The following is a 25,646-nucleotide window of genomic DNA, read 5'->3' as shown; positions in this document are numbered from 1 at the left end:
TGGCGGTGACGTCACGGCGATCTCGCGGCGACAGGATCACAGCCATGAAGCGCATCCCCCTCTTCCTCTCCACCGCCGCGCTGCTGACGCTGGTCGCCACGCCGGCCCAGGCCGCCGCACTGCGCCCGATCGTCGTGCAGCCGTACAGCGACCTCACCGAGGGCGTCACCGTCGCCCCGGACGGCACGATCTACGTCGGCCTGCTGACCAAGGGCGAGATCAGGAAGGTCGACCGCACCGGCACCGACAGCCTGCTGGCCGCCCTGCCCATCGGTGAGGGCAAGCTGAACGGCCTGGCCACCGACCGCCAGGGCAACGTCTACGCCGCGCTCAACTCCGGTGCGGCCGCCACCAACGGCATCTGGCGGATCACCTCCTACGGCGAGGCCAAGCTCTACGCCGCGCTGCCGATCGGCTTCGCCAACGGCCTGGCCTTCGGCCCCGACCGCGCGCTCTACGTCACCGACACCACGAACAGCGTCGTCTACCGCGTGACCGACGGCAAGGCGGCGGTCTGGGCCAAGTCGTCCCTGTTCGTCGGCTCGGACGGCACCGGGGCGAACGGCATCGCCTGGCGTTCGGGCGCGTTCTACGTGGCCGTGTCGGACGAAGGGCAGATCGTCCGCGTCCCGTACGGCAAGGGCGGCAAGGCGGGCGTGCCGACCGTGTACGTCAAGGACGCCAAGCTGGCCGGGGCCGACGGCGTGGCCTTCGACGTGCGCGGACAGCTCTACGTGCCGAGCTACACGGGCAACACCCTCAGCGTCGTCCGCACCGGCGGCGGCGTGGAGGTGCTGGCCGACAAGCTGGACAGCCCGGCCAGCCTGGCCTTCGACGGCAAGGCGCTCTACTTCGTCAACATCGGCGGCAACGGCGCGCCCAGCCTGATGAAGACCAAGGTCAAGCTCCCCGGCCAGCCGCTGCTGCGCGGCTGACCCCGCCCTCACCGCCGGACGGCGGGCCGATCAGCCCGAGGAACGCCGTGGCCGCCGCGGACGGGTGGGCGCCCCAGATCAGGTGCTCCACCCGGGCCGGGGCGTCGCGGAGCCGGACGAGGCCGAGGTTCGGGAAGCGGGGGGCGAAGGCGGCGGGGAGCAGGCCCACGCCGAGGCCGTGCCGGACCAGGTCGACCATGAAGTCGGCGGAGGTGACCTCGAAGGCGACCTCGCGGTGGACGCCGGCCGCCGCGAACGCCACGTCCGACTGGATGCGCCCGGCGTGCCCGGCGCGGAAGTCGATGAACGGCTCGTCGGCGAGGCCGCGCAGGTCGCTCTCGCCGCCCGCGAGGGGGTGGTCCGGCGCGACGACGGCGACCAGCTCGCCCCGGGCCAGCGGGCGGCTCCGGACGGCCTTCGGCTCCGCGCGGGTCGGCAGGCCGAGGAAGGCGACGTCGGTCTCGCCCCGCCGGACGCGTTCGATCAGGTCTTCGCTGCCGGCGGAGACCAGCGTGATGCGCACCCGCGGGTGCCGGCGGCGGAACTCCTTCAGCACGACCGGCAGGTCCACGGCGGAGACCGTGGGGATCGCGCCGACGGCGAGCCGCCCGCGGATCTCCCCGCTGGCTGCCGCGACGTCGGTCCGCACCCGGTCGGCGGCCGCCAGGCAGTCGCGGGCCGCGGGCAGGAACGCCTCCCCGGCCGTGGTCAGCCGCACGCGGCGGCTGGTGCGCTCGAACAGCCGGGCGCCCAGCTCCCGCTCCAGGGCGGCGATCTGGTGGCTGAGCGCCGACTGCACGACCCGGCAGCGCTCGGCGGCCCGGGTGAAGTTGCTGGTCTCGGCGACGGCGAGGACGTACCGCAGCTGTTGGAGCTCCATGAATCAATCGTGTCAGACGATCGATCGCGATGAAAACTATGTGTTGGACTCATTGATGGAGTGTCGGCAGGCTGGTCGCATGACGCAAACTCTTTCTCCGCAGGCGACGCGCTCCGCCTTCCGGGCGTGGGCGGGGGTCGCCGCGATCACGGCCAGCCTCTTCGTCTTCCTCACGACCGAGTTGATGCCGGTGGGGCTGCTGACCCCGCTCAGCGAGGATCTGGGCATCTCCGTGGGCGCGGCCGGGTTGATGGTGACCTTGCAGGGCGTGTCGGCCGGGCTGGGCGTGCCGTTCATCGTGGCGTGGTCGAGGCGGGTCAACCGGCGGGTGCTGCTGTCGGTCCTGCTGGCGGTGCTCGCCGTGGGCAACCTGGTGACCAGCATCGCGCCGAGCTACACGGTGATCCTGTCGACGCGGCTCCTGCTGGGCTTCGCCAGCGGCGTGTTCTGGGCCATCGGCGTGAGCATGGCGATGCGGCTGGTCGAGGAACGGCACGCCAACCGGGCCGCGGCCATCGTGATGTCCGGCATCTCGGTCGCCACCGTGGTCGGCATCCCGCTCGGCACCTTCCTGGAGAGCCTCACCGACTGGCGCACCACGTTCCTCATCTGGAGCGGGCTGAGCGCGCTGGTGTTCCTGGCGGTCGCCGGCACGATCCCGTCGCTGCCGTCGGCGAACGCCGTCTCGGTCCGCGAGGTGTTCGGGCTCCCGCTGCGGAACGTGCCGCTGCGCATGGTGCTGTTCACGGTGGTGCTGTTCGTGCTCGGCCACTTCGGGGCCTACACCTTCGTCCGGCCCTTCCTGGAGGCCAACGCGGGCGCCTCGCCGCTGCTGGTGACCGGGGTGCTGATGGTGTTCGGGGTGGCCGGCGCGATCGGCAACTTCCTCGCCGGGCACACCGTGAGCCGCAGCCTGCGGGGCAGCTTCGTCGTCGGCGCCGCGGGGCTCGTGACGGCCATGCTGCTGCTGCTCGCGCTCGGCGGCAGCGCTACGGGGGCGATCGTGGCGCTGGTCGTCTGGGGGCTGTCGTTCGGGGTGGTGCAGCTCGCCCAGATCAACATGACGCTCGCCGCCGCGCCGGAGACCTTCGAGGCTGCCATGTCGCTCAACACGATGGCGTACAACACCTCCATCGCGCTCGGCGCGCTCTTCGGCGGGCTGTTCGCCGACAACGTCGGCGTGACCAGCGTCGTGTGGTTCGGCGTGGCGCTGACCGCGGCCTCGCTGCTGCTCAACCTCGCCACCGGCCGGCGGACCTCGCGGTCCGTCCAGCCGGTCGCGTGAACGAAGGGGACGCCCGCCTCAGGGCAGTCGCCGCGCGGCGGTCGCCTCCCAGGTCCGCAGGTACGATTCCGCGCCGCTCGCCAGGTCACGGACGATGTCCTGACCGGCGAGCAGCCGCATGTCCTCGATCCAGTCGGGGACCAGGCCGTAGTTGGCCACGCCGTCGACGTTGACGTCCCAGACCCGCTGCCCGGTGCGCTGGCGGTCGAGGCGCACGCTCCCGTCGAAGGACGTGAACGGGTACGTCACCGGGTTCGCGGCGTTGCCCGCGCGCGGGGCGGGCAGGCGGCCCATGCCGTTGACGTCCAGGCCGTAGCCGTATCCGGGCACGTTGTACTGCTGCCGCAGCGGTGCGGTGCGCCGCCACTCGGCGACGAAGTCCGGGGAGTTGTGGCCGTACTGGGTGATCATGCCGCCGAGGGCGTAGATCCGGCTGAAGAAGCCCGGGTCGGCCCAGCTGTGGGAGGAGATCACGCCGGGGTAGCGGGCCGCCTCCAGCAGGCCGAGCGTCTGGGCCGCGGCCTTCACGCTCATGTGGTCGATCTCCACCATCATGCCGCGCCGGATCAGCCCCTGGACCATGTACGTGCCGAGCGAGGTCAGCCCCCGGGTGTTGCAGTGGGGCGCCGGCGGGTACAGCGGCAGCGAGACGCCCGGCGGCAGCAGCCGCGCGATCTGGTCGGGCAGCACGCCGGCCGGGTCGATGGTGTTGTCGTGCTCGGGGCCGGTGCAGGTGCGGGCCTGCCAGAACGAGCCGGTGGACAGCAGGTTGCCGACGTTGACGATCGCGCCCTGGGTGCCGGAGTCGAAGCGCACGCCGCACAGCGCGTTGTCGTACTTGTGGCAGACGAACATGCTGCGCACGCCGAGCGCGTACATCTCGTCCAGGCCCCGGTCGATCTGGGACTTCGTGCACTGCGGGATGCCGAGGATCTGCCGGCAGCCGAACGGCTCCGACGTCTCGATCCCGAGGACGACGGCCAGCTTGCCGGCCGCGGCCACGCTCCTGGCCTCGGCGGGGTCGTTCACCAGGCGGAACCAGCCGCGGCCGGGGCCGCCCGACTCGGCGTCGATGTGGTCCTGGAGCTCGCGGGCCCGCTGGGCCTGCAGGCGGATGGACGTCATCTCGTCGCAGGAGTACTTCTTCAGCGGGTAGATCGCGCACAGCTGCCGGTTGGCCACCAGGTCGTTGACCAGCACCCGCAGCCCGCCGCGCCAGGCGCGCTCGACCCAGGTGTAGTACGCCTGCTGGTGGGTCAGCGAGTCGTTGGCCGGCCAGTCGCGGAAGGTGGGCCAGCCCACCGGGTCGTGGGTGCCGGTGGGCTTGCCGATCCTGGTGAAGTTCTCGTACCAGGCCAGCTCGCCGTTCGGGTAGTGGTCGGGGCAGTCGGTCAGCGCGTGCTCGATGCCGTCGGGGTCGAACGGCTTGCCGCACATGAGCATGCCGCCGAACGTCTCGTACGAGAACAGGTGGCTGTGGCCATCCACGAAGCCGCTCACGGCGGCGGCGGCGTGCGCGGCGGCGGTCGGGACGGACGGCGCGACCAGCGCGCCGGTCAGGAGAAGGACGGCTGCGGCCGCCCGGCGGATGAGACGGTGGAACACGGGACCACCTCCCAGGCTGCGGTACCGGGGTCGCCGCAAGCATCCACCGCCGGAGGGGTCCCGGCAAGACCGAACATGAGCTGATCTCATCTAAATTTGCGACCGAAATGTCAGGCGCCCACGTCGTCGGCCAGGCGGCCGAGGTAGGCGCCGAACCGCCGCCGGTCCGGCTCGTCCCAGGACGCGGTCAGGTCGTCGAAGACGTGCCGCTGCCATTGCCGGGCGGCGGCCAGCAGGGCCTCGCCGCTGCCGGTGACCCGCAGCGCGGCCCTGCGGCGGTCGTGCTCGCTGGTCTCGCGGACGAGATGGCCGGCGGCGACGGCGTCCTTGACCATGCGGCTGGCGCCCGAGTGGTCGAGGCCGAGCTGGTGGGCCACGGTGGCGACGTCCGCCTCGCCGGGGGAGCTGCGCACCGCCCCACCTGATCGTCCCCGCCGCCGACAAGGACGTGGCGGCGGCCTTCCTCGCCGGGCTGCTGGGCCTGGACACCCGAACGGCCACAGCTACGAGTTCTGCACGGCCGTCCCATGAGATTTCCGCATGGGAGCCGTTGAACCCGGCCCGCGCGGGACGGCGTACACCCTGACGACGAGCACCGAGCCGGAGGACGGCGATGGACAGTCAGGGATGGGGTGGCGGGCTGGCCCTTCGGCCGCGCGACTACCTGGGGATGGGCGAGCCGCTGGCCGACGTGGTCGCGGCGGCGGGGCCGTACGAGGGGGAGGCGCTGCACCGGCTCGCGCTGGGCACGGCCGCCACCATGGCCAGGCTGCATCTGACCGGGATCGCGGGGTTGCGGCTCGGGCCGCACAACGTGCTGGTCGGGCCGCTCGGCGAGACGTCGTTCGCGCCCGGCCCGCGAAGCAGCGACCTGCCGCCGGCCGACGTGCGCGAGTGGGCCGACGTGATCGTCTTCGCCGCCGCCGGGCATGCCGGCGACGGCGACGATCTCGGCCGGTTGCCGGCCCCGCTGCGCGGCCTGGTCGAGCGGTGCCGCCGGCCGGACCCGGCCGCCCGGCCGACGGCGATCGAGCTGGTGCGCGTCCTGCTCGGGCACGCGGCCTCCGCCCGGCACGCCTCGGTGCGCGACCTGCTGCGCGAGGCCGAGGCATGGGCCGGTCCGCACGAGCCGGCGCGTCCTGAGGCGCGTCCTGAGGCACATGTGGAGGTACGCCCGCGAGCGGCGGGTCGGCACGGGCGTGCGTCATCGGGGGAATGATCAGCTTTTTCGTCGATGAATCAACAGGTGGGGTGATTGATGCAAATCCCGTATCTTGTTCCTCGCCCGTGCTAGAGCAATAATTCAATATCAGTAGTTATCCGGGCGACATTTCATGATGTACGCAGCGCGAGGAGTCGCCGCGTGAATCATCGTGTGACCGACGAGGCCATGGTGCGGGCCCTGTACCGCGAATACGGGTCCCCGCTGATGGCCTTCGCCGTGCGGCTGACGGGCGGCGACCGGCGCTGGGCGGAGGACGTCGTCCAGGAGACGCTGGTACGCGCCTGGCGCAACCTCGGGGACCTGCGGACCGACAACGGCTCGTTGATGCCCTGGCTGGCCACCGTGGCCCGCCGGGTCGTGATCGACGACCGGCGCCGGGCCGGCACGCGTCCCCTCGACACCGTGGAGGAGGTCCCGGAACGGGCGAACGCCGTGGCCGCCGAGGACGACCGCCTGCTGCGCGAGATCGTGGTGACCGACGCCATGCTCTCGTTGTCGCCGGCGCACCGCCAGGTGCTCACGGAGACCTTCCTGCGCGATCGCACACTGCAGGAGGCCGCGGAGACGATCGGCGTGCCCGTGGGCACGGTGAAGTCCCGCGTGTACTACGCGATGCGGGCGTTACGCATCGCCTTGGAGGAAAGGGGGGTGGGGCTCCCGTGAACGAAGTGCACCACGAGGACGTGGCGGCGTACGCGCTGGGCCTGCTGGACGACGACGAGCGCAACGCCTTCGAACGCCACCTGCACGGCTGCCCGAGCTGCGCCGGTGAGGTCGGCGCGTTCGCGGCCATGGGGGAGCTGATGCGCGACGTCGACCCCGACGACCTGCGCGCCGGAGTCGATGCAGAACTGGACTCCCCGGTCGAGTCGCTGCTGGTGCGCCGGGCCGCCGTGGAGCGCCGCCGCCGCACCCTCCACCGGGGGCTCATGTCGGCCGCCGCGTGCTTCCTCGTCGCGACCGGCGTCTTCCTCGCCGTCAACGCGGCGACCTCGGGCCCCAACCCCGACAGCGTGCACAGCCCCGCCCGCGCCCTGCTCATGACCGGCCGCACCTACCCGGTCAACGACCCCGCGACCGGCGTGTCCGGCGTGGTGGGCGTCGAGGACAAGGGCTGGGGCACCCACGTGGCGCTGGAGCTCAAGGGGGTCAAGGGGCCGCTGAAGTGCCGGCTGGTGGCCTTCGGCGACGACGGCCGCTCGGAGACCGTGGCGAGCTGGGGCGTGCCCGACAAGGGGTACGGCGTCCCGGGCGCCCCCGACCCCCTGCTGCTGCACGGCGGCACCAGCCTGACCCAGGACGACCTCAACCACTTCACCATCGAGACCCTGGACGGCCGCATCCTCGCGACCGTGCAGGTGTGACCGCCTACCATCGAGCGATGCGCATCGACCTGCACAGCCACAGCACCGCCTCCGACGGCACGCAGCCGCCGGCCGACGTGGTGCGTCGCGCCCGCGAGCGCGGCCTCGACGTGCTCGCGCTGACCGACCACGACACCGTCGCCGGGCACCGCGGGGCCGTCGAGGCGCTGCCCGAGGGCCTGACGCTGGTGCCGGGCATGGAGCTGTCGTGCCGGCGGGCCGGGCAGAGCATCCACCTGCTCGCCTACCTCTTCGACCCCGCCGACCCCGAGCTGCTGGCCGAGTGCGAACGCATCCGCCGGGCCCGCGAGGAACGCGGCAGGCTGACCGTCGAGCGGCTGGTCGAGCTGGGCGTGCCGATCACCTGGGAGCAGGTCGCCGAGGTGGCCGGCGACAGCCCGGTCGGACGGCCGCACATCGCCCGTGCCATGGTCGCCGCGGGGGCCGTGGCCGCGCCGGAGGAGGCGTTCACGCCCGAGTGGATCGGCGCGGGCGGCCGCGCGCACGTCACCCGCTACGCCCTCGATCCCGTACGCGCGGTGCGCCTGGTGCGGTCGGCCGGCGGGGTGCCCGTGCTGGCCCATCCGAAGGCGGCCCGGCGCGGCGAGGCGGTGCCCGACGAGTGGATCGCCGAGCTGGCCGCGGCCGGGCTCTTCGGCCTGGAGGCCGACCACCTCGACCACGACGACGAGGCCCGCGCCCACCTGCGCCGCCTGGCCGCCGGGCTCGGCCTCGAAGTGACCGGGTCGAGCGACGACCACGGCGAGCTGACCGGCCACCGCCTGGGCTGCGAGACCACCGACCCCGAGGTCTACGCACGCCTGCTCGCCGAGGCGAAGGGCGCCGCACCGATCACGGCGCGTTGAAAGCCGCACCGATCACGGGCCGTTGAAAGCCGCACCGATCACGGGCCGTTGAAGGCCGCACCGGTCACGGCACGTTGAAGTACGTGGTGAACCAGTCGCGGGCGTGTTCGGCGACGCTCTCCAGCGCCCCCGGCTCCTCGAACAGGTGGGTGGCGCCGGGCACGACGGTCAGGCGGTGCTCGGCGCTCAGGTGCCGCTGCGCCTCCTCGTTCAGGTCGATCACGATCGGATCCCGGCCGCCGACGATGAGCAGAGTGGGCGCGCGCACCGCGGCCAGCCGCTTCCCCGCCAGGTCGGGCCGCCCGCCGCGGGAGACGATCGCCGCGATCCGGTTGTCCGGCTCGGCCGCCGCCCACAGCGCCGCCGCCGCGCCCGTGCTCGCGCCGAAGTAGCCGATCGGCAGCCCCGCCGCCTCCTCGTTCCCGCGCAGCTCCTCCGTACGCTCCAGCAGCCGTCCGGCCAGCAGTCCGATGTCGAACACGTTGGCCCGGTCGGCCTCCTCCTCCGGAGTGAGCAGGTCGAACAGCAGCGTCCCCAGGCCGGCCTTGTTCAGCACCTCGGCCACGTACCGGTTGCGCGGGCTGAGCCGGCCGCTGCCGCTGCCGTGCGCGAACACCACCACCCCCCGGGCGGCGTCAGGGACGACCAGGTCGCCGGTCATGCTTCACCTCCGACGGGCGCGCTGCCCCGCTGCGCCACAACCTTGCCGCTACCCAGGGACGGCGACCTCTATCCACCGCTCGAATGGGCATTGACCTGGGAGTATGGACAAGGAGCCGGGGCGCAAGCAGCAGAGCGCCGGCGCGCCGCTCGGGCGGATCTTCTCGGGCGCGGCGGCCGGGCTCGCGCGCCTGCGCGCCCAGGGGTTCCGGCAGTGGCTGGGGGCCGAGCGGGAGGCGTTCGCCCAGACGGTCAAGGTGACGCTGGCCTGCGTGTTCGGGTGGTGGCTCGCCACGTTCGCGCTGAAGGTGCCGCTGCCCGTGCTGGTGCCGATCGGGGTGCTGCTCACGGTCTCGGCGACCGCCTACAGCACGGTCGTCCGCGGGTTCCAGCAGGTCGGGGCGGTCGTGGTCGGGGTGGCGGCGGCGACGGGGCTGATCTGGCTGATGGGCGTCAACGCGCTGACGCTGGGCGTGCTGGTGGCGGCCGGGCTCGTGCTGACCCGGCTGCTCAACCTGCCGGCCCAGAACGTGCAGATCCCGATCACCGCCCTGCTGGTGCTCTCGCTCGGCCGCACGTACGGCTTCGCGCGCTTGGCCGATGTCCTGCTCGGCGCGGCCATCGGCATCGCGGCGAACCTGCTCATCCTGCCGCCGCGCTTCGTCGAGCACGCCGCCAGGGAGTTGTGCGACATGTCGGCCGAGCTGGCCGACCTGGCCCAGGACATGGCCGACGGGCTGAGCGGCCACTGGACCGAGGACATGGCCCGCGACTGGCTCGACCGCTCCCGCGAGCTGTCCCAGCGCCTGGAGGAGACCAAGGACACCGCCGACCAGGCGGCCGAGTCCCTGCGCCTGACCTTCCGCCGGCGCCGCCGCTACGACCGGCGGCTGCGCCAGTCGGCCGAGGCCGCGACCTGCCTCGACCACGCCGGGCACCAGCTCAGGAGCATCGCGCGCGGGCTGGTGGACCTGGTCGCCGGCGCCCGCGGCCTGCCCGGCGAGAAGGCCGCCGACCTGCCCGAGCCCCTGGCCGGCGAGCTGCGCGCGCTGTCGCGCATCTTCCGCGACTTCGGCCTGATCCAGGTGGGCAAGGCCGCGTCCAGGGACATGGCGAACCTGTGCGCGGCCCTGCGCGAGGGCGAGCACCAGCAGCGCCACCTGGCCGCCGAGCTGGCCGGCTCCCCGCCCAAAGGCCCTTTGTGGCCTTTGTACGGCGCCCTGCTCGACGACTGCGCCAGGATCCGCCACGAGTTCGACCCCGACACCGGCCCCCACCGCTCCGCCTTCCCCTGACCCCCACACCGGCCCTCATCCGGCTGCCCGGCGATCTCGAAGCCGGTTACGCGCCCCCGTTCAGGCCAGGAGCAGCGCGGAGACGAACTGGAGCAGGTGCCAGGCCACGTACGCGGCCAGCGAGCAGAACGCCCACTCCTTGCTCCTGCTCACCCGCGCCACCCAGACCAGCACCTCCACCGGTTCGGAGCGCGGCCTGACCGCCCGTACCGCGAAGTAGGCCGCCATCAGCCAGGCCGCCCCCGATGCGGTGAGCAGCCCGACGGACAGGGCGAGCAGCACCCCCGGCCCCGCCGGCGGGTCACCCGGCGAGAGCTGCCGGGTCCAGGCCGCCAGCACCCCGGCCAGCAGGCCGAGCGTGACCCGCCGGTCCCTGCGCGCCTGTCGCTTGAGTGACTGCAGGTCTCGACGCATATGGTGCTTGAGCATCCGGATCACCTCCGTGTCGTCGCTGGTGGCACCAGCTAACGAGAAGGCGCGGAGAAGATCTGCGACCTCACTTCCGAGATTTCCCGACTTTTAGCGGTCTTTCAGGAGAGCTCCCGCAGCTCCTGCGCCGCTCGCCGGCCCTCGAAGACGTCCCCCACCTCGTCCAGCGTGCGCACCGCCTCGGCCAGATGGGCCACCGCCGCCTCGCGGTCCCCGAGCCTGGCGGTGATCAGGCCGAGCGCCCTCAGCGCGCATCCCAGGTCCCGCCGCGTCCCGCACTCCAGGTGCACGTCCCTGGCCTGCTTGGCGTGGACCAGCGCCTCCTCGGCCCGGTCCAGGTCGAGCAGCACCATGGCCAGCGTCGTGAGCGCCGCCCCCCACCGGTCCCTGGTGCCGGTCACGTGCTGCAGTTCGAGGGTCTCCATGGCGTACTCCAGGGCCGCCGCGGGCTCGCCCGCCGCGTGGAGCGCGTGCGCGATCGACAGCAGCGCACTGGCCCTGCTGTCGCCCGTCTCCTCCCGGATCGCCAGCGACGCCCGCGCCGCCCGTACCGCCGGCTCGTGCCGCCCGAGCGACAGGTACGTGTAGGTCAGCGTCTCCTGCACGTCGGCCTCGGCCCGCCGGTTGCCCAGTCCCTGGACCAGGTCCAGCGCCTCCAGCGCGTACACGAAGGCCACCTGGGGCAGGCCCTGGCGGCGGCGCACCCGGGCCAGCCGGTTGAGCATGCGGGCCTCGACGGGCTCGTCGCGGATCACCCGGCTGATGACGAGCGCCTGGTTGAGGTAGTCGTCGGCGCGCAGGTAGTCCGACAGCCGCCAGTGCACCAGCCCGATGTCGCCGAGCGTCTCGGCCTTGCCCTGCTCGTGGTGGAGCTCGACCTGCACCGCGAGCGCCTGCTCGTAGCAGGCCAGCGCCTCGTCGTAGCGCGAGCCGTTGCGCGCGATGCGGCCCAGCGCGCACAGCGCCCGCCCGCAGCCGTGCTGGTCGCCGGTGGCCGTGTACCCGGCCAGGGCGCGTTCGGCGTCGCGGCGGGCGTCCTGCTGCAGCCCGAGCTGGTCGTAGATCTCGGCCAGGCAGAGCAGCGTCTCGGCCTCGGCGTGCTCGTCGCCCAGCTCGTGGCAGATCGACAACGCCTCCAGGCCCTCCGACAGCGCCGCGTCGGGCTCGCCCAGGCTCCGCCGCACCCGGGCCGAGATGATCAGGCTCTGCGCGGCGCCCCTGCGGTCGCCCAGCTCCTCCCGTACGCGCCGCGCCTGGCCGGCGTACCGGAGCGCCAGATCGTTGCGCTCCTGCGACAGGTGCAGCCGGGCGAGCGTGTGCAGGCACTTCGCCACGCCGGGCAGGTCTCCGATCTCCCGGTGCACCTCCAGCGCCTCACCCGCGCGGCGCAGCGCCTCGTCCCTGTTGCCCGCGATGCCGTGCACCTCGGCCAGGTCGTTGAGCGCGCGGGCCAGCCCCGCGCGGTCGCCCAGCGAGGTGAAGTCGGCCAGCGCCTCGCCGATGAACCTGGCCGCCAGCGTGGACGGCCCGATGTCGCGGTGGATCGAGCCGAGGTGGCTGCGCATGAGCGCGACGGCCCGCCGGTTGCCCACCTGGAGGGCCGAGGTCAGCCCGGCCTGCTGCACCTCCAGGTTGTTCTCGTAGTACCGCAGCCTTCTGAACGGCTCGAACACCGCCTCGGCGAGCTGCCAGGCCATCCCGTACGCCGCGCTCTCCTCGGCCAGCCGCACCGCCGAGACCAGCGACCGCCGCTCGGCCTCGAACCACTCGCGCGGCGTGTCCGGACCGGTCGCGACCGCCAGGTAGTGGTCGAGCAGCCGCACCCTGGCCTCGCGCACCCCCGCCTCGGCGTGCCGGCCCAGCTCCCTGGCCTGCCACTTGACCAGGTCGTGCACCCGGTACCGCGACCCGGGCAGCGGCTCGACCAGGTACGCCCGGTGCAGCCCCTCCACCGCCGCGACCGCCTCGCCCACCGGCACGCCCAGCGCCGCCGCCAGCACCTCCGGCGCGAAGTCCCGCCCGGGAAGCAGCCCGACGTGCCGGAAGGCCCGCCGCTGCGCGGGGCTCAGCGACTCGTACGCCAGGTCCAGCGCCGACCTGAACGCCTCCTCCGGGTCCCCGGCCAGCGGCCGGTCCGGCGTACGCAGCTCGGCCGCCCGCGCCCGCACGCTCAGCCCCGGGTCCTCGGCCAGCTTGGCCGCCGAGATCCGCAACGCGTACGGATGGTACGAGCACACCCGGGCCAGCTCGGCCAGCGCGTCCCGGTCGGCGGCCCGCGGCGAGCCCTCGCCGAGCACCGACACCAGCAGCGCCACCGCGTTGCCCGGGTCGAGCACCGACAGGTCCATGAGGTCGGCGTGCCCGGTGGCGCGCAGCGGCGCCATCCGCGTCCTGCTGGTCACCAGCACCACGCAGTCCTTGCCGCCCGGCAGCAGCGCCCGCACCTGGGCCGGGTCGGCCGCGTTGTCCAGGACGAGCAGCAGCCTGCGCCCGGCGATCCTGCTGCGGTAGAGCAGCATCAGCTCGGCCTCGTCGGAGGCCGGCATGTGCTCGCCGACGCCGAGCGAGCGCAGGATCTGCCCGAGCGCCTCGGCCGAGCTCATCGGCGGCTGGGTCGGCGAGTGGCCGCGCAGGTCGATCATGATCTGGCCGTCGGGGAACCGGTCGGCGTGCAGGTGGCCCCAGTGCGTCACCAGCGCGGTCTTGCCCACGCCGGTCAGGCCCTGCACGACCATGGTGTTCGTCCGCCGCGGCCGGTCCAGCCAGGCCGTGAGCAGGTCGAGGCTCTGCTGGCGGCCGGTGAAGTCGGACACGTCGGCGGGCAGCTGGCGCGGCTTCGGCAGCTCGCCGACCGGCAGCGGCCCGGCCTGCGCGCCCGGCCGGGTGAGGAACGGCGTCACCCGGCCGCGCCACGGCTCGGACAGGTGCTCCCAGGCACCCGCGGCCTCGCGCAGCGCCGCCGGGTCGGCGATCCGCAGCCTCCGGTACCCCGGCCGCACCAGCCAGCCGCGCCTGACCCACTGCGTGAGCTGCCGCTGCACGACGTCGGGCGCGCTGCCCACGAGGTCGGCCAGCGTCTCCATGGACAGCGGCGGCGCGGCGGGGGAGGCCAGCTCGTACCGCTCGTCCAGGTGCAGCAGCCACACGGCCAGCCGGGCGGCGACCGGGGCTCGGGCCAGCGCCTCGTGCCTGCGGGCCGCCAGGTTCCTGGCGAACAGCTCCTGGACGAGCGCGGTCGCCACGGCCGGGCCCGCCGAGGCGTGCTCGCGTAACCGCCGCAGGTCGATGGGCCAGGCCCGGACCTCGGTCAGGGCGTCCACCTTGACGCGCTCGCCGGGGCTCCAGAAGGCCAGCTCGCCCACCAGGTCGCCGGGGCCGCGCAGGTCGTGCACGACCTCCCGGTCGCCGCCGGGGACGTGCTCGCGGGCGTACCCGTGGTCGATCAGGTGGACGCGGTTGACCGGCCGGACCGGCGAGCAGATCAGCTCGCCGCGGCGGAAGAGGCGGGGGCTCGCGCCCTCGTCCACGAGTGACCTGAACAGACCCACGCCGCCACCACCACCAATCTTGGGGACGGCGGTGTCCTCGACATGACAGGTTGGAAACAGTCCCAACGCCAAAGTGTCACATCAGGCGAACACGGGTCAACGGATCACACGTGCGCCGAATCGCTCCGGTCGGGCACGAACCGGTAGCCGACGTTGCGGACGGTCCCGATCAGCGACTCGTTCTCGGTGCCGAGCTTGGCGCGCAGCCGCCGGACGTGCACGTCGACCGTCCTGGTGCCGCCGAAGTAGTCGTAGCCCCAGACCTCCTGCAGGAGCTGGGCGCGGGTGAAGACCCGGCCGGGGTGCTGGGCCAGGTACTTCAGCAGCTCGAACTCCTTGAACGTCAGGTCGAGCACGCTCCCGCGCAGCCGCGCGGTGTAGGTGGCCTCGTCGATCGACAGGTCGCCGCTGCGGATCTCGTCGGGGACGTCCTCGGCGGCGGCCTGCGACCTGCGCCCGGTCGCCATGCGCAGCCGCGCCTCCACCTCGGCGGGCCCGGCGGTCTCCAGCAGCACGTCGTCGACCCCCCACTCGGCGGTCATCGCGGCCAGGCCGCCCTCGGTCACCACCACCAGCAGCGGGCAGTCGATGCCCGTGGTGCGGATCAACCGGCACAGGCTCTTGGCCTGCACGAGCTCCTTGCGCGCGTCGACGACGACGGCGTCGGCGGGCGGCGTGTCGATGAGCGCGGACGCCTCGGCCGGCGAGACCCGCACGGAGTGGAGCAGCAACCCCAGCGCCGGCAGCACCTCGGAGGACGGCTCGAGGGCGTTGGTCAGCAGCAGCAGGTTGCTCATCACGGCCTCCTCTAACACACAAGGACCCGGAGGCGACGTCGCCCAGGTCCTGTACGCGAGGATATCCCACGGCTTAGTCGCGTCCATTGCGCGTCCACCAGATGAACAGCGGGCCCTTTGAAACAAGCGTGTTAAGGGCGTCGCACAATAGAGCGAAGGCGATTGTGAGGCAACGCGTGGCCACAGGAAAAGTACGTTATTGGGCGGCGGCCAAGGAGGCCGCCGGAGTCGCGGAAGAGTCGTTCGAAGCGGCGACTCTTGACGAACTGATGACCAAAATCACACAGAACAGGGCCGAGCTCGCCCGGGTGGTCGGCCGCTCGTCGTTCCTCGTGGACGGCGAACCCGTGGGCCGGCGCGCCCACGACACGGTGGTGCTCGGCGAGGGCGTCACGGTGGAGGTGCTGCCGCCCTTCGCCGGCGGGTGATCGACGGCTCCGGCGGGGAAGGAGACCGCCGGATCGATAGGCTCGACACCCCCGCCGACGACAGGGAGCCCCCATGCGCAAGCTGATCATCTTTCTGATCGTCCTGGTCGTCCTCTTCGTCGTCGTCGACCGCGTCGCGGTGGCCGGGGTGGAGCGTGACCTGTCCAACCGGATCGCCGCCGCCACCGATCTCAGCGGCACCCCCGAGGTGACGATCGAGGGCATCCCGTTTCTCACTCAGGCCGTCTCGGGGCACTATCCCGAGGTACGGTTCGATCTCGGCACCCTCACCTACGGAGGCGTGCCGGTGAAGAACCTGCGCGGCGTCGCCTACGACGTGACCGCCCCGCTGTCCGACGTGCTGCAGAACCGTGCCGACGTCCGGGCCGGGCGGGTCACCGTGAGCGGCGTGCTCACCCGGGCCACGATCGACAAGTACGCGCCCCGGGGTATCAAGATCAGCGGCAACGGGCGGCGGCTCGTGGCGTCGGGAGAGGTGACGGTGGGGGTGCAGAAGGTGCAGTTCACCGCGGAGATGCGGGTCGACGTGGCCGACGGCGCCATCAGGCTCCAGGCGGAGAAGATCCAGGGCGTGCCCGACCAGCTCGCCCACTTCGTCACCTACACGATCCCGTTCAAGGGCGGCCTGCCCTTCGACGTGAAGATCACCGGGGTCAAGAGCGTGGCCGACGGATTGGAGTTCTCGGCCGAAGCGTCTGACGTGCCGATCCGTGGATGAGACTGAACCGCTGCGGCCCCCCGTACGTGATGAGGGCGTGAGCGCAGCAGGCACCGCGGACGAGGAGCTCGTACGCACCCTCTTCGACGAGCACGCCGGGCCACTCTACGGGTACGTGCTGCGGCTCACCGGTGATTCCGGACGTGCGGAGGACGTGGTGCAGGAGACGCTGCTGCGGGCCTGGCGGCACCCCGACGCGCTCTCCGGCCGTCCCATCCGGGCCTGGCTGTTCACGGTGGCGCGTAACCTCGTGGTCGACCAGCACCGCGCCAAGAAGGCCAGGCCGCAGGAGACCGGCGACGAGGCCCTCGCGGTCCTGCCGGCCGACGACGAGCTGGAACGGGCGGTCGAGTCGTGGGCCGTGGCCGAGGCGCTGGCCGCGCTGCGGCCCGAGCACCGCGAGGTGCTGCTGGAGGTCTACTACCGGGGACGATCGGTGAAGGAGGCGTCGGCGACGCTGGGCATACCGCCGGGCACGGTCAAGTCGCGCACCTACTACGCGCTGCGCGCGCTCAAGCTGGCGCTCGAAGAGCGGGGGCTGGCGCCGTGATGACCTGCGAAGAAGTGCGCATCGCCATGGGCGCGCACGCCTTGGGCGCGCTCGAACCCGACGAGGCGCTGGAGATCGACAACCACCTGGCCACCTGCGAGACCTGCGGCGCCGAGCTGCTCGAACTCGAAGGCGTCGCGGCCTTCCTCGGCAAGGTGTCCGAGCACGACGTCGAGCTGGTGGCCAGCCCGCCGCGCCAGGTGCTCGACCGGCTGCTCAACGCGCGCGCCCGGCGCCACCGGCGCGGCCGGCTCCTGCTGGCCGTGGCCGCCTCCGTCGCGGTGATCGCCGTCGGCGGCACGGTCTGGACCGTCACCCGGCAGGACGTCTCGCAGCAGAGCGCGGCCGCGCCCGTGGCCGCCCCCCAGTCCTCGGCGGCCGCGAAGTCGCCGGAGACCGAGGGCTTCGTCGCCAGCGACGCCGCGCCCGACGCCCAGCTCAGGAAGGCCCTCCCGACGCCGAGCTCGATGCCCACGACGGCCATGAGCACCACCGGCGACGGCCGGGCGTTCAAGGGCGAGAACCGGGCCGAGGACTACTACGCCACGGTCTACGCCCTGCCCGGCGACGGGCGCACCGAGCTGCTGGTGACCGTGCGGAACGTGCCGGTCGGCACCGCCTGCAGCCTGGCCGTCTACGACGACAGGGGGCGGCGCGAGGTCGTCGGGAGCTGGACCGTCAGCCGCGAGAGCTACCGCGAGGAGACCGTCTTCCAGATGGCGACGCCGGTGCTCATGCGGCGCATCGACCGCTTCGAGGTCGTCGACCGGCGGGGACGCGTCCTGGTGGACGTCCCAGGCCCGGCCAGGAAGTAATCGCGGCCGCCCGTGGTTGGCACCTGAGGTGACGGGTCTGTGGATCGCGCTGGCGACGCTGGCGCTCGGCACGGTGATCGGGGTGGTACGTCTGCGCCGCGACGGACGGGTGCGCGCGGCGGCCGGGGAACGGCTGACCGCGGACATGCTGGGCGCCGCCATGGGCGAGCGGGCCACGCTGGTGCAGTTCTCGACCGCGTTCTGCCAGCCCTGCCGGGCGACCAGGCGGGTGCTGGCCGACGTGAGCGCGCTCGTGCCCGGGGTGGCGCACGTGGAGATCGACGCCGAGTCCCGGCTCGACCTGGTGCGGCGGTTCGACGTCATGCGCACGCCCACCGTGTTTGTGCTGGATCCGTCAGGCAACGTGGTCAAGAAGGCCTCTGGCCAGCCACGGAAGGCCGACGTGCTGGCCGCGCTGGCGGTCGCGATCCCCTCCGGGGAGTCACGGCCGTCTCACGAACTGTCTCAGAACTCGGACGAGATGTGACAGATGGCGAGACGACGAGTAGGGTCGTCGCTATGAACCCGTCGACAGAGCTGCTCACGAAGCGGCGCGCGGTTGATTTCTGCCGCGTGGCCACCGCGCTCTGTCGCGCTGCCTGAGGACGGTCACCGCGGACATCTGGTCCGCCCCAATCGACCCCTTCAGGAGCATCCTGCGATGCGTGCTGATCCCAGAGCGCTGCGCTTCGGCGCGGCCGTCACCACCTTGGTCCTCGCTCTCGTCCTCGTGACGGGCAGCGCGTGGCTGCTCGCCGTCCAGGCGGTGGTCTTCGCGCTGGGAGTCGCACGCCGCTCGCCGTACACGATGCTCTTCAAGGCGCTCGTCAGGAGCGCGCCGAAGGAGACCGAAGACGCCCGCCCGCCGCGGTTCGCGCAGGGGGTGGGGCTGCTCTTCGCGGTCGCGGGGCTGGCCGGGTTCGCCGCCGGGATCACACCGCTGGCCCTCGGGGCCACGGCCGCGGCTCTCCTCGCCGCCTTCCTCAACGCAGCCTTCGGATTCTGCCTCGGCTGCGAAACGTACCTGCTCACCCGCCGTCTACTGCCCGCCGCCAAAATGGAGGTTTCCCAATGAGCCGCTCCGCCGCCCTGGTGGACGCCGACTGGGTCGAGGCCAACCTCGACACGCCCAACGTCGTACTCGTCGAGGTCGACGAAGACGTCAGCGCCTATGACAAGGGCCACATCCGTGGCGCCGTGAAGGTCGACTGGCGGCAGGACCTGCAGGACCCGGTCCGCCGCGACTTCGTGGACAAGACCGGTTTCGAGGCCCTGCTGTCGGACCGCGGCATTTCCAACGATGACACCGTCGTGCTCTACGGCGGCAACAACAACTGGTTCGCGGCCTACGCGTACTGGTACTTCAAGCTCTACGGCCACCAGGACGTCAAGCTGCTCGACGGCGGGCGCAAGAAGTGGGAGCTCGACTCCCGCGAGCTGGTCCGCGACGTGCCCGAGCGCGCCAAGACCCAGTACGTCGCCCAGGAGCAGGACACCGCGATCCGCGCCTTCCGCGACGACGTGGTCGCCGCGATCGGCAAGCTCAACCTGGTCGACGTGCGCTCGCCCGACGAGTTCACCGGCAAGCTGCTCGCCCCGGCGCACCTCCCGCAGGAGCAGGCGCAGCGCGGCGGTCACGTGCCCACCGCCCGCAACATCCCGTGGTCCAAGGCCGCGAACGACGACGGCACCTTCAAGTCCGACGACGCGCTGCGCGCCCTCTACGGCGAGGCCGGCGTCGACTTCGGCAAGGACACCATCGCCTACTGCCGCATCGGCGAGCGCTCGGCGCACACCTGGTTCGTGCTGCACGAGCTCCTCGACCAGGGCAACGTGAAGAACTACGACGGTTCGTGGACGGAATACGGCTCGCTCGTGGGCGTGCCGATCGAGCTGGGGGAGGCCCGCTGATGACCGCTGCACAGGGTTGCGGAGCGCCGGAGCAGACCATCGCGCTGCCGGCCGGGATCGATCTGTCCAACCAGGCCGTCATCCAGGGCGTGGTGACGGGCGCCACCACCGCCTACGCGCGGCTGCTCGACCACTCCGGCGAGTTCACCGGTGAGGTCGTCGTCTCCGACGACGGCGTCTTCCGCTTCTTCGCCGCGCCCGGCGACTGGACCGTCCGCATCATCGCGGGCGGCGGCGTCACCCGCGACGTTCAGGTGGAGGCCCGGCTGGGTGAGGTCTCCCAGCTCGCGGTCGCCGTCTGAGCCCAGACAGCGCCGAGACGGGGCCCGTGTCCACACCGGACACGGGCCCCGTTCCCGTTCCCGGCGAGCGCAACGAAACCCGGCGCGGCGGTGTTGTAGAGGGCGTGAGTGGAACCGACTGTCTCGACCCGGTGCGCAAGGCGCTCCTCGACGACCTCGACGAGGGCTTCGCCGAGCTGTACGCCGCCCACCGCGGCCTGGTCTTCTCGACCGCGCTGCGGCTGAGCGGGCGCTGGGCCGACGCCGAGGACCTCACCGCCGAGGCGTTCCTGCGGGCGTACCGGGCACTGGCGGGCTACGGGCCCGACCGCGTGGCCGCGCTGCAGCCGCGGGCCTGGCTGATGACGATCCTCATGAACATCTGGCGCAACTGCGCCAGGGCCAAATCCCGCAAACCGCCGCCCGACCTGCGTGACGAGCCCGTGGAGGAGCCCGACCCCGCCCAGGACGTCGAGGAGGCCGCGGTCCGCAGGGAGACCGGCGACGAACTGTCGGAGCTGCTCGGTCTGCTGCCCGCGGAACAGCGGGCCGCCGTGGTGCTCAGGCACGTCGTCGACCTGCCGGTCAGCGAGATCGCCACCGTGCTCAGGATTCCGCAGGGCACGGTCAAGTCGCACGTGTCGCGAGGGCTGCGGCGGCTGCGCGAACTGGGAGGTGCCCGATGAACGACGATTCACTGCTGGCCGGGCTGGCCGCGCTGGCCACCGACGCGCCCGCCGGACTGCTCGACCGGATCGCCGCCCGCTGGGTGAGCGTGCCCGCGCCGATCGGCGAGCTGCGGGTGGCCTTCACCGACCAGGGCGTGGCCTACGTGCACGCCGGCGACGACTTCGCCGCCTCGTTCAGGAAACGCTTCGGCCGGCCGCTGCTGGCCGCCGACCGGCCGCCCGCGGGGCTGGTGCCGGCGCTGCGCACCGGCCGCCTCGGCAAGGTGCCGCTGGACCTGCGCGGCCTCAGCGGCTTCCAGCGGGACGTGCTCGACGCGGTCAGGACGATCCCGAGGGGCGAGGTCAGGCCGTACTCGTGGGTGGCCGAGCAGGTCGGGCGTCCGCGGGCCGTACGGGCGGTGGGGACGGCGCTCGGCGCCAACCCGGTGCCGCTGCTCGTGCCGTGCCACCGGGTGGTCAGGTCCGACGGCGTGAGCGGCGACTACGTGTTCGGCCGGGCGGCCAAGGAACGGCTGCTGCTGGCCGAGGGCGTCGACCTGGACCGGGTGCGCGCGCTGGCCGGGGAGCGGGTGTTCTACCTGGCCAGCGACACCACCGGCGTGGTGTGCTTCCCGACCTGCCACAACGCCCGCCGGATCACCCCCGCGCACCGGCACGGCTTCCGCAGCGTCGCCCAGGCCAGGGCGGCCGGCTACCGGCCGTGCCGCACCTGCCGGCCGGCTCAGGTGGAGGGCTTGGCCGGGTAGCGCATCAGGAGGGTGGCGCGCACGACGTCGGGGCCGTGCGCGCGGTAGCCGTGGGGGACGTCGGAGAGCCAGGAGATGTGCTCGCCGGGCCCGGCCGTGAGCGGCTCGTGGATCGGGCCGGCGCTGAGCGTGCCGGTGAAGACCGTGACGTGCTCGCTCACCCCCTTGTGGTGGGCGGGCGAGGTCTGGGTGACGCCCGGCGGCACGCGGACGCGGTAGAGCTCGTAGGTGACGCTGTCGTCCTCGAAGACCTCCAGCAGGTCGGCCTCGATGGCGGCGCCGCGCATGGTCCGCGGCTCGGGCGGCGAGTCGAGTATCGCCCCGATCGGCACGCCGAGCTGCGCGGTGATCGCCCAGAGCGTCTCCAGCGTGGGGTTGCGGGTGCCGGTCTCGACGCCGGACAGCGTGGCCTTCCCGATGCCCGCCCGCTTGGCGAGCTCGGACAGCGAGACTCCGCGCGCCTGGCGCAGCCGTCGCAGCCGGTCACCGACGACGGCGGGGTCCTGGTCGAACGCGGGCAGCGGCTCCATAACGCCATCGTGCCGCACGGCTCGTCCGGTGTGACCGCCTCTCGGGGGCCGAATCGTCGTTTCCCGGATTTGCCGCTGCTCAGGAGTGGCCTGGAAACACGCCGGCCACAGGCTGTCCACGGGTTGCGGCTGCGGCGTAAGGGACAGACCGCTACGATTCAGCAGATGTCCGGATCGACAGGTGTGATGGCGCCGCCCCGACCTGGGCCTACGCCGGCTCAGCGGATGCCGTCGCCGTACTCGCTGCCCCTGCACGCGCTGCGCCTCGCGGGGAGATGCGCGCTGCCGCTGATCCTCTGGTACGCGGCGGGCCAGGTCGTGCGCTTCGTCCTGCTGTACGCCGCCACCGAGCTCGCCTACGGCGACCTGCGACAGCTCCGGCTGGTGGGCACGGTCACCTTCCTGACCCTGATCGTCCTCGCGGTGATGACGGTCACCACGGGCATGCTCTACACGCTGCGCGGCGCGCTGTGGGAGATGCGCGCGCGGCGCGAGGAGGGCGTCGAGGACGAGCGCTTCTTCCGGGTGCTGGACCGGGTGGCCCCCGCCTTCGCGGTGCTCTACCTGTCGTGGGGCTGGCACGTGGAGGACGCCCGCGCCCTCCAGCAGATGGACCTGAACCACCACTTCTACGACATGACGTCCGCGACCTGGTTCGGCGAGGAGACCCACGTCGGCAAGGGCCTCACCGACCTCGACTGGCGGGTCTCGCTGGGCGCGATGGTCGTGCTGTTCGGCCTGAAGTGGCTGTTCGCCAAGCTCGTGGAGCAGGGCAAGGGCAAGCTGTACGGCTTCGGCGCCGCCTTCTCCGAGTTCGCCTTCGTCTTCTACGGCCTGAACGCCACCGTCGCCATCGCCGGGCTGCGCTCGGACTGGGTGGAGCACCGCAACGTGGTCGCCGGCACCAACGACCTGCTGGAGCAGGCGGAGAAGAGCGTGCCGCTGTGGAAGACGGTCACGGACGCGGTGGGCGAGTTCTGGCCGTTCTTCATCGACGGCGTCGCCGTCCCGCTGGCCTGGCTGACCGTGGCGATGCTGGTGTTCGGCGCCTACTCCGACGAGACCCGCAGCCTGGTCAAGGGCACCCGGCTCGAACGCGGCGTGGACCGGCTGGAGGACAGCCACGACCTCACCAAGAGGTCGTTCGACCAGCTCACCGGCGGCTTCCGGGACCGCTGGCTGCCGCTGGCCAACTCCCTGCGGATGATCGCCAAGGGCGGCGCGCCGCTGTTCGGCATGATGTGCCTGAGCTACGTCGCCCTCACCGTGGGCGCCGAGTACGCCGAGCGCGCCGTGGTGACGCTCGTCGGCTCGCAGGCCGAGTGGGTGTGGGCGTACAAGCACGGGCCCGTGACGTTCGTGCGCGGGCTGGTCGTGACCGCGCTCACCATGGCGCTGCTGGCGGCCACGTACGACCTGGCCGCCACGCGGGCCCGGCTCAAGGGCGATCCGCTCACCGACGTGTGAACCGCAGCACGTCCGCCTCCGGCTTGCCGGCCTTCTCCCGTTTGAAGTAGTCGGCCGTCGGGGTGTCGGAGCGGTAGTCGCTGACCCTGAAGGAGAGCTCGACCTCGTTCGCGACCGGCGTCGGGACGATCGCCATGCCCTCGAACTTGTACTCCTTGCCCAGTTCCAGCCGGTCCGTCGGACGGTCGCCCGGGGTGAACTCCACCGTCCAGGTCCGGCCGGCGCGGTCCTCCAGCTCGGCCCTGTCCGGCGGGGCGATCATGGTGGCGCTGGACTCGTCGAGGAGCTTCTGGGTGATGTCCACCTTCAGCCAGGTGACCTCGGGGCCGTGCTTGCTGCCCTCGGGGGCCTGGACGGTCTTCAGGGCGGCCCTCCACTCGATGTCGTGGACCTTCCCCGACTGGCCGGGGGCGACGGCGACCTCGTTGATCTTGATGCCGTCGGTGACGGTCGTGTCGTAGAAGCGGTAGCCGTCGTAGGTGTTGAGGCCCATGGCGACGACGGAGGCCACGGCGGCGCCCACGGCGACCAGGATCAGCCGGCCGCGCCTGGGCGGCCCGGCGTCCTGCGGGCTCGCCGGCGGCTGCTCCACGGGCGGCACGGCGGCCGCGGCCGGGGGGCGCTGCGGGGACTGCGGGGACGGCATCGCCATGCCGGGCCGGATGGCGGGCAACGGCTGGGTGCTGCCTCCCGAGGACTCGCGGGGGGCGGGCGGCCACACCTGCTGGTCCGGATGCACGAACCGCCCCCGGCCGGGCCCACCGGGCATCCCGGGGCCGGGCTGCTGCGCGCCGCCACGTCCGGGAGGCGTCCCGGCGGGGCCGGGCGGGGGAGCCGCGTGCCCGGAAGGGGCGGGGCCGTAGCCGGGAGGCGGCGTGGGACGGGTCGGCGGCGGGGTGGCGCGGTCGCGCGGCGAGCCCGTACGGCGGCGGCGTGGCCGGGCGGGCAGCGGCGTCTGCGGCGCGGGCGGCATCGGCCCCGCCGCGGGCGGAGGGAAGGCCGGAGCCCCCGGCGGGGTCGCGGGGTCCGCGGGCGCCGGGGGAGGCGGGAAGGCCGAGGGGGCCGGGGCGGGGTCCTCGGAGTGGTGGTCGTTCCTGGGGGCGAACCAGTCGCGCTCGTTCGTGCTCACAGTGCGATCACTTCTTGACGGTGGAGTAGACGGCCTGCGGCGAGGCCGCGAGCTTGCGCGCGGCCTCCTCGTCGAGCCCGAGGTCGATCTCGACCTCCGGCTGGAACGGCTCCACCAGCACCTCGGCCGGCAGCCCGAAGACCACCCGCGCCCCAGGCAGCGCCGATGAAGGAACCTCGAAGAAGAACCGCCCGCTGACCCAGATGTCGGGCTGCACCCACGTGTTCGCCAGCGTCAGAGTGCTCGCCACGCGGTCGGTGGCCTGGAACTTCTTGCCGTCCGCGGTCAGCAGCTGCGGCTGCCCCAGGTGGTACGGCTTGAGGCTCGACCTGGCCGAGGCGTTGACCACGAGGAACAGGTTGTCCGTCGTGATGGTCCGGTCGCTGTTCTGGATCGACTTGGCGGCCAGGAACGAGTCGAGCCGGACGGTGAACCGCCTGGCGTCCACGTCCTCGCCCTTGGCGCCCGTGTAGGTCACCCTGGCGCTCGCCTCGTTGGCGGTCAGGTGGAACGTCTGCAGCCCGACGGCGGCGGCCGCCAGCAGCAGCCCGGCGCAGGCGTTGAGCACTTTGGAGCCGCCGCCCGTCCCGCGTCCGGCGCGGCGGCCGGGCCGGTCGGGACGCTCGGGGACGGCGGAGGACCGCGGCTGGGTGGCGGTCATGCCCCCTCACCCGCCTTGACCGGCAGCGTCACGCGGGCCTTCACCTCGGGGTAGAACTTGTCGTCCTTCTCCTGGGCGACCATGTGCCACTGCAGCCGCTCGTCCTCGAAGCCGGGGACGTACTCGAAGGTGGCCACGTCGAACGTGATCTTGTCCGGCGGCCGTTCGGTCGCGCCGAGCCGGTACCGGACGAGGACCTGGCTGGTCACGCCGGGGTGGAGCTGCCGGGTCTCGTCGCCCTTGTCCAGGGCGTAGACGAAGGGCCCCGACTCCTTGGAGAACTTGGGGCTGATGGAGACCAGCGAGTCGGCGAAGGACGTGCCGAGCCACGCCTTGTCCGGCTGGGCCGGGTCGGGGGGCAGGCCGACGCTGGAGGTCTCGTCCCCCTTGTTGGTGACCTCGAAGACCAGCTCCACGAACCGCTTGTCCTCGTCGAACTGCGTCTTGGCCCGCTCGACCTTGACCCGCGACTCGACGAAGCGCGTGGAGTAACGGCCCTGGTCGAGCGTCGCGCCCTGGCCGAGGAGGTCGGGGCCCTTGTCGGGGGCCTCGTTCAGCCCGCCCAGCAAGGCCGTGATGCCGACGGCCGTGACCGCCACGAGAGCCAGGATGGGCACCGCCACCGGGCGTCTCGGCCTCGTGCTGTCGCCGGAGGGTTCCGTCATGGGTATGGATGGTAATAGGTCACGGTTGCCCCATCTGCCGCAATGGTCCCTTCTGGCGGGTGGAATTGCCGCGAACCCTGCCGCTACGGGGGTGGAAGCTCATACGCTGTCACGGAGCGGAAAAGGGCTGGCCCCTGCAACTAACG

Annotated in this window: 29 protein-coding genes; 18 read left to right on the top strand and 11 right to left on the bottom strand. The window is 72.5% G+C overall.

Annotated features, from left to right (window positions below):
- Positions 1–44: 44 nt before the first annotated feature.
- A complete protein-coding gene (locus ABT158_RS20700) occupies positions 45–935 on the top strand; it encodes an SMP-30/gluconolactonase/LRE family protein (protein WP_352355553.1) in 891 nt (296 codons plus the stop codon).
- Here ABT158_RS20700 and ABT158_RS20695 read toward each other — a convergent pair.
- Complete coding sequence (locus ABT158_RS20695; protein WP_352355551.1) at positions 901–1,815, bottom strand: LysR family transcriptional regulator; 915 nt, start codon at positions 1,813–1,815, stop codon at positions 901–903. The two genes, ABT158_RS20700 and ABT158_RS20695, sit on opposite strands and share 35 nt — an antisense overlap.
- Positions 1,816–1,894: 79 nt before the next feature.
- Here ABT158_RS20695 and ABT158_RS20690 point away from each other — a divergent pair, with 79 nt between their 5' ends.
- A complete protein-coding gene (locus ABT158_RS20690; protein WP_352355549.1) occupies positions 1,895–3,100 on the top strand; it encodes an MFS transporter in 1,206 nt (401 codons plus the stop codon).
- A gap of 18 nt (positions 3,101–3,118) precedes the next feature.
- On the opposite strand, the gene ABT158_RS20685 is transcribed toward ABT158_RS20690, so the two are convergent.
- Both ABT158_RS20685 and ABT158_RS20680 read right to left on the bottom strand, forming a co-directional pair.
- Complete coding sequence (locus ABT158_RS20685) at positions 3,119–4,705, bottom strand: amidohydrolase family protein (protein ID WP_352355547.1); 1,587 nt, start codon at positions 4,703–4,705, stop codon at positions 3,119–3,121.
- Between the two features lie 110 nt (positions 4,706–4,815).
- A complete protein-coding gene (locus tag ABT158_RS20680; protein WP_352355545.1) occupies positions 4,816–5,118 on the bottom strand; it encodes a MarR family winged helix-turn-helix transcriptional regulator in 303 nt (100 codons plus the stop codon).
- A gap of 200 nt (positions 5,119–5,318) precedes the next feature.
- Between ABT158_RS20680 and ABT158_RS20675 the strand changes: the two genes are divergently transcribed.
- The 4 genes from ABT158_RS20675 to ABT158_RS20660 all read left to right on the top strand — a co-directional run bounded on the left by ABT158_RS20675 (position 5,319) and on the right by ABT158_RS20660 (position 8,160).
- Entirely contained in the window at positions 5,319–5,924 is a 606-nt protein-coding gene (locus ABT158_RS20675; RefSeq protein ID WP_352355543.1) for a hypothetical protein, read from the top strand.
- Between the two features lie 144 nt (positions 5,925–6,068).
- A complete protein-coding gene (locus ABT158_RS20670; protein ID WP_357706187.1) occupies positions 6,069–6,593 on the top strand; it encodes a sigma-70 family RNA polymerase sigma factor in 525 nt (174 codons plus the stop codon).
- A complete protein-coding gene (locus ABT158_RS20665; RefSeq protein WP_352355541.1) occupies positions 6,590–7,294 on the top strand; it encodes a zf-HC2 domain-containing protein in 705 nt (234 codons plus the stop codon). Before ABT158_RS20670 ends, ABT158_RS20665 begins: the two co-directional genes overlap by 4 nt.
- Positions 7,295–7,311: 17 nt before the next feature.
- On the top strand, positions 7,312–8,160 hold the full coding sequence (locus ABT158_RS20660; protein WP_352355539.1) for a PHP domain-containing protein: 849 nt from the start codon (positions 7,312–7,314) through the stop codon (positions 8,158–8,160).
- 64 nt (positions 8,161–8,224) lie between these two features.
- Here ABT158_RS20660 and ABT158_RS20655 read toward each other — a convergent pair whose 3' ends face one another.
- Positions 8,225–8,821 carry a dienelactone hydrolase family protein gene (locus tag ABT158_RS20655; protein WP_352355537.1) on the bottom strand — a complete coding sequence of 199 codons (597 nt, stop codon included), beginning with the start codon at positions 8,819–8,821 and terminating at the stop codon, positions 8,225–8,227.
- 103 nt (positions 8,822–8,924) lie between these two features.
- Here ABT158_RS20655 and ABT158_RS20650 point away from each other — a divergent pair, with 103 nt between their 5' ends.
- Positions 8,925–10,115 (top strand): FUSC family protein, encoded by a 1,191-nt coding sequence (locus tag ABT158_RS20650; RefSeq protein ID WP_352355535.1) that lies wholly within the window; start codon positions 8,925–8,927, stop codon positions 10,113–10,115.
- A gap of 60 nt (positions 10,116–10,175) precedes the next feature.
- Here ABT158_RS20650 and ABT158_RS20645 read toward each other — a convergent pair whose 3' ends face one another.
- The 3 genes from ABT158_RS20645 to ABT158_RS20635 all read right to left on the bottom strand — a co-directional run bounded on the left by ABT158_RS20645 (position 10,176) and on the right by ABT158_RS20635 (position 14,889).
- On the bottom strand, positions 10,176–10,544 hold the full coding sequence (locus ABT158_RS20645; RefSeq protein ID WP_352355533.1) for a hypothetical protein: 369 nt from the start codon (positions 10,542–10,544) through the stop codon (positions 10,176–10,178).
- A gap of 101 nt (positions 10,545–10,645) precedes the next feature.
- Positions 10,646–14,158 carry a tetratricopeptide repeat protein gene (locus ABT158_RS20640; RefSeq protein ID WP_352355532.1) on the bottom strand — a complete coding sequence of 1,171 codons (3,513 nt, stop codon included), beginning with the start codon at positions 14,156–14,158 and terminating at the stop codon, positions 10,646–10,648.
- A 38-nt stretch (positions 14,159–14,196) separates the two neighbouring features.
- Complete coding sequence (locus tag ABT158_RS20635; RefSeq protein WP_352355530.1) at positions 14,197–14,889, bottom strand: winged helix-turn-helix transcriptional regulator; 693 nt, start codon at positions 14,887–14,889, stop codon at positions 14,197–14,199.
- Between the two features lie 176 nt (positions 14,890–15,065).
- On the opposite strand from ABT158_RS20635, the gene ABT158_RS20630 reads away from it, so the two are divergent.
- From ABT158_RS20630 to ABT158_RS20585, 10 genes are all read left to right on the top strand, one after another.
- Complete coding sequence (locus ABT158_RS20630; protein WP_352355529.1) at positions 15,066–15,317, top strand: MoaD/ThiS family protein; 252 nt, start codon at positions 15,066–15,068, stop codon at positions 15,315–15,317.
- Positions 15,318–15,390: 73 nt separating this feature from the next.
- Positions 15,391–16,056, top strand: coding sequence for an LmeA family phospholipid-binding protein (locus tag ABT158_RS20625; RefSeq protein WP_352355527.1), 666 nt, complete (start codon positions 15,391–15,393; stop codon positions 16,054–16,056).
- A gap of 37 nt (positions 16,057–16,093) precedes the next feature.
- Positions 16,094–16,606, top strand: coding sequence for a sigma-70 family RNA polymerase sigma factor (locus tag ABT158_RS20620; RefSeq protein ID WP_125643242.1), 513 nt, complete (start codon positions 16,094–16,096; stop codon positions 16,604–16,606).
- On the top strand, positions 16,606–17,421 hold the full coding sequence (locus ABT158_RS20615; protein ID WP_352355525.1) for an anti-sigma factor family protein: 816 nt from the start codon (positions 16,606–16,608) through the stop codon (positions 17,419–17,421). The genes ABT158_RS20620 and ABT158_RS20615 overlap by 1 nt, the downstream gene beginning before the upstream one ends.
- Before the next feature lie 28 nt (positions 17,422–17,449).
- Positions 17,450–17,908, top strand: a complete 459-nt coding sequence (locus ABT158_RS20610) for a thioredoxin family protein (RefSeq protein WP_387679414.1) — start codon at positions 17,450–17,452, stop codon at positions 17,906–17,908.
- Between the two features lie 174 nt (positions 17,909–18,082).
- Positions 18,083–18,496 carry a DUF4395 domain-containing protein gene (locus tag ABT158_RS20605; RefSeq protein WP_352355523.1) on the top strand — a complete coding sequence of 138 codons (414 nt, stop codon included), beginning with the start codon at positions 18,083–18,085 and terminating at the stop codon, positions 18,494–18,496.
- Positions 18,493–19,332 (top strand): sulfurtransferase, encoded by an 840-nt coding sequence (locus tag ABT158_RS20600; protein WP_352319771.1) that lies wholly within the window; start codon positions 18,493–18,495, stop codon positions 19,330–19,332. Before ABT158_RS20605 ends, ABT158_RS20600 begins: the two co-directional genes overlap by 4 nt.
- Positions 19,332–19,634, top strand: coding sequence for a DUF1416 domain-containing protein (locus tag ABT158_RS20595; RefSeq protein WP_352319769.1), 303 nt, complete (start codon positions 19,332–19,334; stop codon positions 19,632–19,634). The genes ABT158_RS20600 and ABT158_RS20595 overlap by 1 nt, the downstream gene beginning before the upstream one ends.
- Positions 19,635–19,738: 104 nt before the next feature.
- Entirely contained in the window at positions 19,739–20,299 is a 561-nt protein-coding gene (locus ABT158_RS20590; RefSeq protein WP_352355521.1) for an RNA polymerase sigma factor, read from the top strand.
- Positions 20,296–21,048, top strand: coding sequence for a methylated-DNA--[protein]-cysteine S-methyltransferase (locus ABT158_RS20585; protein ID WP_352355519.1), 753 nt, complete (start codon positions 20,296–20,298; stop codon positions 21,046–21,048). The genes ABT158_RS20590 and ABT158_RS20585 overlap by 4 nt, the downstream gene beginning before the upstream one ends.
- Here ABT158_RS20585 and ABT158_RS20580 read toward each other — a convergent pair.
- On the bottom strand, positions 21,024–21,578 hold the full coding sequence (locus ABT158_RS20580; protein ID WP_352355517.1) for a helix-turn-helix domain-containing protein: 555 nt from the start codon (positions 21,576–21,578) through the stop codon (positions 21,024–21,026). The two genes, ABT158_RS20585 and ABT158_RS20580, sit on opposite strands and share 25 nt — an antisense overlap.
- A gap of 225 nt (positions 21,579–21,803) precedes the next feature.
- On the opposite strand from ABT158_RS20580, the gene ABT158_RS20575 reads away from it, so the two are divergent.
- The gene (locus ABT158_RS20575) at positions 21,804–23,045 is read left to right on the top strand and encodes a hypothetical protein (RefSeq protein WP_352355515.1); all 1,242 of its coding nucleotides are present in this window, start codon (positions 21,804–21,806) and stop codon (positions 23,043–23,045) included.
- Here the strand turns inward: ABT158_RS20575 and ABT158_RS20570 are convergent.
- Genes ABT158_RS20570 through ABT158_RS20560 form a run of 3 tightly spaced genes read right to left on the bottom strand, consistent with a single transcriptional unit; the run spans position 23,032 to position 25,500 of the window.
- On the bottom strand, positions 23,032–24,174 hold the full coding sequence (locus ABT158_RS20570) for a hypothetical protein (RefSeq protein WP_352355513.1): 1,143 nt from the start codon (positions 24,172–24,174) through the stop codon (positions 23,032–23,034). The two genes, ABT158_RS20575 and ABT158_RS20570, sit on opposite strands and share 14 nt — an antisense overlap.
- A gap of 7 nt (positions 24,175–24,181) precedes the next feature.
- The gene (locus tag ABT158_RS20565; protein ID WP_352355511.1) at positions 24,182–24,835 is read right to left on the bottom strand and encodes a hypothetical protein; all 654 of its coding nucleotides are present in this window, start codon (positions 24,833–24,835) and stop codon (positions 24,182–24,184) included.
- Complete coding sequence (locus ABT158_RS20560) at positions 24,832–25,500, bottom strand: hypothetical protein (RefSeq protein WP_352355509.1); 669 nt, start codon at positions 25,498–25,500, stop codon at positions 24,832–24,834. The genes ABT158_RS20565 and ABT158_RS20560 overlap by 4 nt, the downstream gene beginning before the upstream one ends.
- Between the last annotated feature and the right edge of the window lie 146 nt (positions 25,501–25,646).

The sequence above is a fragment of the Nonomuraea sp. NPDC001636 genome (genome assembly GCF_040298265.1).
Taxonomy (GTDB): domain Bacteria; phylum Actinomycetota; class Actinomycetes; order Streptosporangiales; family Streptosporangiaceae; genus Nonomuraea.
This window is presented reverse-complemented; position numbering and strand designations above follow the sequence as displayed.

What these genes read in the sequence shown, in the direction of transcription:
- ABT158_RS20660 (WP_352355539.1), top strand. Translation starts at nt 7,312, where the DNA reads ATGCGCATCGACCTGCACAGCCACAGCACCGCCTCCGACGGCACGCAG.
- ABT158_RS20605 (WP_352355523.1), top strand. Translation starts at nt 18,083, where the DNA reads ATGCGTGCTGATCCCAGAGCGCTGCGCTTCGGCGCGGCCGTCACCACC.
- ABT158_RS20625 (WP_352355527.1), top strand. Translation starts at nt 15,391, where the DNA reads ATGCGCAAGCTGATCATCTTTCTGATCGTCCTGGTCGTCCTCTTCGTC.
- ABT158_RS20675 (WP_352355543.1), top strand. Translation starts at nt 5,319, where the DNA reads ATGGACAGTCAGGGATGGGGTGGCGGGCTGGCCCTTCGGCCGCGCGAC.
- ABT158_RS20635 (WP_352355530.1), bottom strand. Translation starts at nt 14,889, where the DNA reads ATGAGCAACCTGCTGCTGCTGACCAACGCCCTCGAGCCGTCCTCCGAG.
- ABT158_RS20645 (WP_352355533.1), bottom strand. Translation starts at nt 10,544, where the DNA reads ATGCTCAAGCACCATATGCGTCGAGACCTGCAGTCACTCAAGCGACAG.
- ABT158_RS20575 (WP_352355515.1), top strand. Translation starts at nt 21,804, where the DNA reads ATGCCGTCGCCGTACTCGCTGCCCCTGCACGCGCTGCGCCTCGCGGGG.
- ABT158_RS20615 (WP_352355525.1), top strand. Translation starts at nt 16,606, where the DNA reads ATGACCTGCGAAGAAGTGCGCATCGCCATGGGCGCGCACGCCTTGGGC.
- ABT158_RS20585 (WP_352355519.1), top strand. Translation starts at nt 20,296, where the DNA reads ATGAACGACGATTCACTGCTGGCCGGGCTGGCCGCGCTGGCCACCGAC.
- ABT158_RS20600 (WP_352319771.1), top strand. Translation starts at nt 18,493, where the DNA reads ATGAGCCGCTCCGCCGCCCTGGTGGACGCCGACTGGGTCGAGGCCAAC.
- ABT158_RS20650 (WP_352355535.1), top strand. Translation starts at nt 8,925, where the DNA reads ATGGACAAGGAGCCGGGGCGCAAGCAGCAGAGCGCCGGCGCGCCGCTC.
- ABT158_RS20695 (WP_352355551.1), bottom strand. Translation starts at nt 1,815, where the DNA reads ATGGAGCTCCAACAGCTGCGGTACGTCCTCGCCGTCGCCGAGACCAGC.
- ABT158_RS20560 (WP_352355509.1), bottom strand. Translation starts at nt 25,500, where the DNA reads ATGACGGAACCCTCCGGCGACAGCACGAGGCCGAGACGCCCGGTGGCG.
- ABT158_RS20565 (WP_352355511.1), bottom strand. Translation starts at nt 24,835, where the DNA reads ATGACCGCCACCCAGCCGCGGTCCTCCGCCGTCCCCGAGCGTCCCGAC.
- ABT158_RS20655 (WP_352355537.1), bottom strand. Translation starts at nt 8,821, where the DNA reads ATGACCGGCGACCTGGTCGTCCCTGACGCCGCCCGGGGGGTGGTGGTG.
- ABT158_RS20700 (WP_352355553.1), top strand. Translation starts at nt 45, where the DNA reads ATGAAGCGCATCCCCCTCTTCCTCTCCACCGCCGCGCTGCTGACGCTG.
- ABT158_RS20595 (WP_352319769.1), top strand. Translation starts at nt 19,332, where the DNA reads ATGACCGCTGCACAGGGTTGCGGAGCGCCGGAGCAGACCATCGCGCTG.
- ABT158_RS20690 (WP_352355549.1), top strand. Translation starts at nt 1,895, where the DNA reads ATGACGCAAACTCTTTCTCCGCAGGCGACGCGCTCCGCCTTCCGGGCG.
- ABT158_RS20580 (WP_352355517.1), bottom strand. Translation starts at nt 21,578, where the DNA reads ATGGAGCCGCTGCCCGCGTTCGACCAGGACCCCGCCGTCGTCGGTGAC.